The sequence below is a fragment of the Sphingopyxis sp. genome (genome assembly GCF_035565275.1).
Lineage (GTDB): Bacteria > Pseudomonadota > Alphaproteobacteria > Sphingomonadales > Sphingomonadaceae > Sphingopyxis.
Window position 1 is genome coordinate 1 of sequence record NZ_DATMST010000087.1, and the last position, 4497, is coordinate 4497.

The window sequence follows — 4497 nt, forward strand, 5'->3', positions numbered from 1 at the left end:
GCGGCGACTCCGCCCGCGGCGACGATGCGCGGGCCGACGACCTTGCCGGTGGCGATCGCATCGCGCAGCGCGTTGATCGCCTGCGGTTCCGAGCCGAGATCGACCACGGTGGTGAACCCCGCGCGCACCGTCCGCCCGGCAAAGACGACGCCGTCGAACGCCTGGTCGGTGGTTGATTTGGTCACCGCATCAAGCCGGCTAGTCGGTCCCGATTCGAAGGTCAGGTGGACATGGCTGTCGATGAAGCCCGGCATGACGAAGGCATCGCGAAGGTCGATCACCGCGCCCTCGCCAACATAGCCGTCGCGGATTTCGGCGATCCTGCCGCCCTCGACAACGACCGTCTTGCCTGTCTCGACCTTGCCGCTCGCGGGATCGGCGAGCAGGCGGCCGGCGTGGATATAGGTTTTCGCCGGCGGCTCCTGCGCGGCGGCGGGCTGCGCGAACAACGTCGATGCTATTGCAGCGAGAATGACCTTTTTCATGACCCTTTTCCTTCCCTCTGTTTTTCCAGGCGCGGTTATCCGCGTCCCCATATCGCCTCGCCGCACCACGCATCGCCGTCCCGATATTCGATCGAGGGCGTGCGGTCGGCGGCGAGGAAGATCGGACCGTCGAGATCGACGATGTCGCAGAGCTGGCCGACGACGAAGGCGGGCGCCATCGCGAGGCTGGTGCTCACCATGTTGCCGACCATCACGCCAAGGCCGAGCTCGCGCGCGCGGCGCGCCATCGCGAGCCCCTCGGTCAGCCCGCCGCATTTATCGAGCTTGATGTTGACGACATCGAACCGTCCGACGAGCCCGTCGATATCGGCGAGCGTCAGCACGCTTTCGTCGGCGGCGACCGAAATCGGGCTTCGATAACCGTCGAGGTCGGCTTCACGCCCGCGCGCGAGCGGCTGTTCGAGCAGCTTCACATCGGCATCGACGAGCGCGGCGACGAGCCGGTCGAGTTCGCCGATCGCAAAGCCCTGATTGGCGTCGACGCCGATCCAGCAATCGGGCCGCGCCGCGCGCACCGCATCGACGCGCGCGATGTCGAGGTCGAGGTCGCCGGTGAGCTTCAGCTTCAGCGCGCGCGCCTCAGCGAATTCGCGCGCGCCTGCTGCCATCACATCGGGATCGTCGGCGCCGAGCGTGAAGGTCGTGCGGAGCGGCTGCGGCTCGGGCAGTCCTGCCAGCACGTGCACCGGCGTTCCGCTACGCCGCGCGTCGAGTTCCCACAGCGCGCAGTCGATCGCATTACGTGCCCCGCCTGCGGGCAGCAGTTGCTGCAATTCATCGCGCGAGACTCCAGCCTCGACCGCGTTGCGCGCGCCGTCGATCGCGGCGGTCATCGCCGCGACGTCGTCGCCCAGATAATAGACCCCCGCCGCCTCGCCGCGTCCGCGGTGGACGCCGTCCGAGACGGTGACGACAACGACCGGCGAGTCGGTAAAGACATGCCCCGAAATGCGGAACGGCTTGGCGAGCGCGAAGCTCTCTACCGTATAATCAAGCGATAACGTCGAGGTCATGGCTTGGCCGCCGCACCGCAGCCGTGGCGCAACACCGCGCCGGCCTTCGCACCGCTGTGCTTGCCATCGGCGAGCGTGACGACGCCGTTGACGATCACGGTCTCGACCCCGGTCGGCGCCGCCATGGGGTTTTCCCAGTTCGCGACATCGTCGAGCTTGCCGAGATCGAAAACGACGATATCGGCGCGCATCCCGTCGCGGATCAGCCCGCGGTCGCTGAGCCCCATGCGCTGGGCGGGCCAGCCCGTCATCTTGCGCACCGCATCTTCGAGCGACAATATCGGACGGCGCTTCACATATTCGGCGATGATGCGCGGGAAGGTGCCATAGGCACGCGGGTGCGGCAGGCCGAGCGCGTCCATCTCGCCGAACTTCTCCGACGCCGCGGCGTCGCTGCCGATGCTGACCCACGGCTGCTTCAGTGCGGTCTCGATGTCCTGCTCGCTCATCATGAAATAGAGCGCGACCGAGCGGTTGGGCAGGCCTTCGAGCAATATGTCCCACGCGACATCGGCCGGGTCGCGGTTCAGCGCCTTGCCGATCTCGGCGAGGCTCTTGCCGTGATAAGGCTTGTATTTCTCGCTGAAACCGTTGGCGAGCCGGACATTGGCAAAACCGCCCGATGCGTGGACGAGGTTCGACCAGCCGGGCATCGACCCGGCGGCGACTTCCTTCTTCATCCGTTCGCGCAGCTTGGGATCGCGCAGCCGTTCGATGCCCTTCTGGACGCCGTCGGCCCACACCCAGCTCGGTGCGATGACCTCAAGCCCGGTGCCGCCCGCCGTATAGGGATAAAGGTCCGCCGCGACATCGACCCCGCGCGCCCGCGCCGCATTGATCGTCGCGACTGCCTGCGGCATCAGCTTGCCCCAGCCGGGCGCATAGCCGGCCTTGAGGTGAAAGATTTCGACCTTCACCCCGCCCTTTTCGCCGATCTCGATCGCTTCCTCGACCGCCTTGACCAGCCCCTCGCTCTCGTCGCGCATGTGCGTCGCATAAAAGCCGTCGCATTGCGCCGCGACCTTCGCCAGCGTGACGAGGTCCGACGTTGTCTGGAAGCTGCTCGGCGGATAGATGAGCGCGCTGGTGATGCCGAACGCTCCATTCTCCATCGCGATCCGGACCTCGCGTCCCATCGCGTCGAGCTGCGCGGCGGTCGGCGATCCTGCGCCGTCGCCCATCACCTTCACGCGCGCTTGCGTCGCCGAATAATAGGTGCCGTAATTGACCGAGATTCCCTGCTGTTCGAGCGTCCTGAAATGCGCCGGAATCTCGGCTGCCTCAGCCGGCGGCCCGCCTTCGCCGGCGATCACCGTCGTCACGCCCATGCGCAGCTTGTTCTCGGCCAGCCCGTTCTTGAGCAGGACGCGGCCCGACTGGTCCATCATGTCGATAAAGCCGGGCGCGACATAGCGGCCCGTCGCGTCGATTTCCCTGGCACCGCGGCCCGAAATCCGGCCGACCTTGGCCACCCTGCCGTCCTTCACCGCGACATCGGCGCTGACCCACGGGTTGCCCGCACCGTCGAGCACGCGGCCGTTCCGGATCACGATGTCATATTCGGGGGCCGGCGTGTTCGCGGCGAGCAGCAGCGGCAGCGCCGACAGGGCGCCGAGCAGGATTTTACGCTTCATCATTTCTTCTCCCTTTCGGTGGCCCCGTGCCCGGCGGGGTTATCTGGTCCCGGATCGGCGCGTACATCGCCCACCACCTCGCGGACCGCGGCAATCACGACGTCGGGGCGGTCGATCTGGATATAATGGCCGGCGTCAGGCACAATCTGCTGACGGCCGCGTGTCGAAAGCGCCGCCTGCTCGGCATGCAGGATTTTCCACTCCTGCTTGAACCGCGCACCCTCGGACGCCTTGATCCCCAAACCTTTGAGCTCTGCGGGTTTGAAAGGCGCCATCGCGGTCAACACGATCAGCGGCCGGGTCCCGAAACTGCGAACGGCGCGCGCGTCGTCCATCGTCGCATCGAACCCGTCGAGTTCCGACGTCGCGCCTTTCACCGACTTGCTGGCATAGGCGGCCATCCGGGCGGCCGCCTCCTTCGGCAGCTTTCCCTGACCGGCGTTCGCCATCGCAAATCGCACGGCACCGGTCCACGACAGGGCCGTTGCGGTGTGCATGATCCACGACACCTGCCCCGGATGGGCATTCGTGTTCGAAACTTTCCCGAGCCTTGCGACCTGATCGGGATGCGAGGCATCGACCATCACCAGCCCGGCAACCTGATCGCCATATTTCCCGACATAGGTCCGCGTGTACGGGCCGCCGATCGAATGGCCCACAAGCACCAGCCGGTCGTTTATCCCCGCGCCCTTCAGCAACGCATGCAGATCGTCGGCAACGGCAGCGGCGCGCTGCGGCGTATCCTTGGGATCGCTCCACATGATCCCCGCGCGATCATAGGCGCACGTGCGCGTGAAGCCCGCGATCTCGTCGTGAACCAGCGCCCAGTCGGTCGTACCGCCGGTGCCAAGTCCCGATTCGAGAATCACCGTCGGCGAGCCGGTGCCCCGGCAGTCGATGTGCATCTTGCGCCCGCCGACATCGACCAGCTGTCCGGGAGGGGGAAATTTCGACGCGGCGTTCTTGCGCCCGAGCGCCTCGTAGATCGAGCCCACCACAACGAGCAGGACCAACAGCGCGAGCAGACCCAGCAGGATCCGCTTCAGCCAGCGCCGGACACGCTTCCATGCGCCCGGTTTCGTAATCGCCGCATCGGGCGTCATGACACATCCCCCTCGATAACTCTCACCGGCACGTCGTCCGCGTTGCGAAAACCCCGGATCAGGCGGAGCATCCCGACGGTCAGCAGCGGGACGACATAGACGCCGAGAAAGACCCAGGAGAGCGCGCGGTATCCGCTGGCGATCAGCGTCACGAGCCCGAACCGGTCGGCAAGGAACATGCAGCCGACCAGCAGCGCCCCGGCGATCGCCCCGCGCGACCGCTTGGCGAGCGGCGTGCGCC

General features: G+C 66.6%; 4 protein-coding genes and 1 pseudogene. All 5 read right to left on the reverse strand.

Annotated features, from left to right (window positions below; all coding sequences use genetic code 11):
- Nucleotides 1–485 (reverse strand): amidohydrolase family protein (locus tag VN047_RS06670; RefSeq protein ID WP_325541304.1); only part of this gene is annotated, 485 nt, incomplete at its 3' end.
- 35 nt (nt 486–520) lie between these two features.
- A complete protein-coding gene (locus VN047_RS06675) occupies nt 521–1519 on the reverse strand; it encodes a dipeptide epimerase (RefSeq protein WP_325541306.1) in 999 nt (332 codons plus the stop codon).
- Nucleotides 1516–3156, reverse strand: a complete 1641-nt coding sequence (locus VN047_RS06680) for an N-acyl-D-amino-acid deacylase family protein (RefSeq protein ID WP_325541308.1) — start codon at nt 3154–3156, stop codon at nt 1516–1518. Before VN047_RS06680 ends, VN047_RS06675 begins: the two co-directional genes overlap by 4 nt.
- Nucleotides 3153–4256, reverse strand: coding sequence for an alpha/beta hydrolase (locus VN047_RS06685; protein WP_325541310.1), 1104 nt, complete (start codon nt 4254–4256; stop codon nt 3153–3155). Before VN047_RS06685 ends, VN047_RS06680 begins: the two co-directional genes overlap by 4 nt.
- Nucleotides 4253–4497 (reverse strand): annotated as a pseudogene (locus VN047_RS06690) (hypothetical protein); the annotation flags it as partial. The pseudogene VN047_RS06690 and the gene VN047_RS06685, both read right to left, overlap by 4 nt.

Excerpts from the sequence above, each read along its gene's own strand:
- VN047_RS06685 (WP_325541310.1), bottom strand. The coding sequence starts at position 4,256 with ATGACGCCCGATGCGGCGATTACGAAACCGGGCGCATGGAAGCGTGTC.
- VN047_RS06680 (WP_325541308.1), bottom strand. The coding sequence starts at position 3,156 with ATGATGAAGCGTAAAATCCTGCTCGGCGCCCTGTCGGCGCTGCCGCTG.
- VN047_RS06675 (WP_325541306.1), bottom strand. The coding sequence starts at position 1,519 with ATGACCTCGACGTTATCGCTTGATTATACGGTAGAGAGCTTCGCGCTC.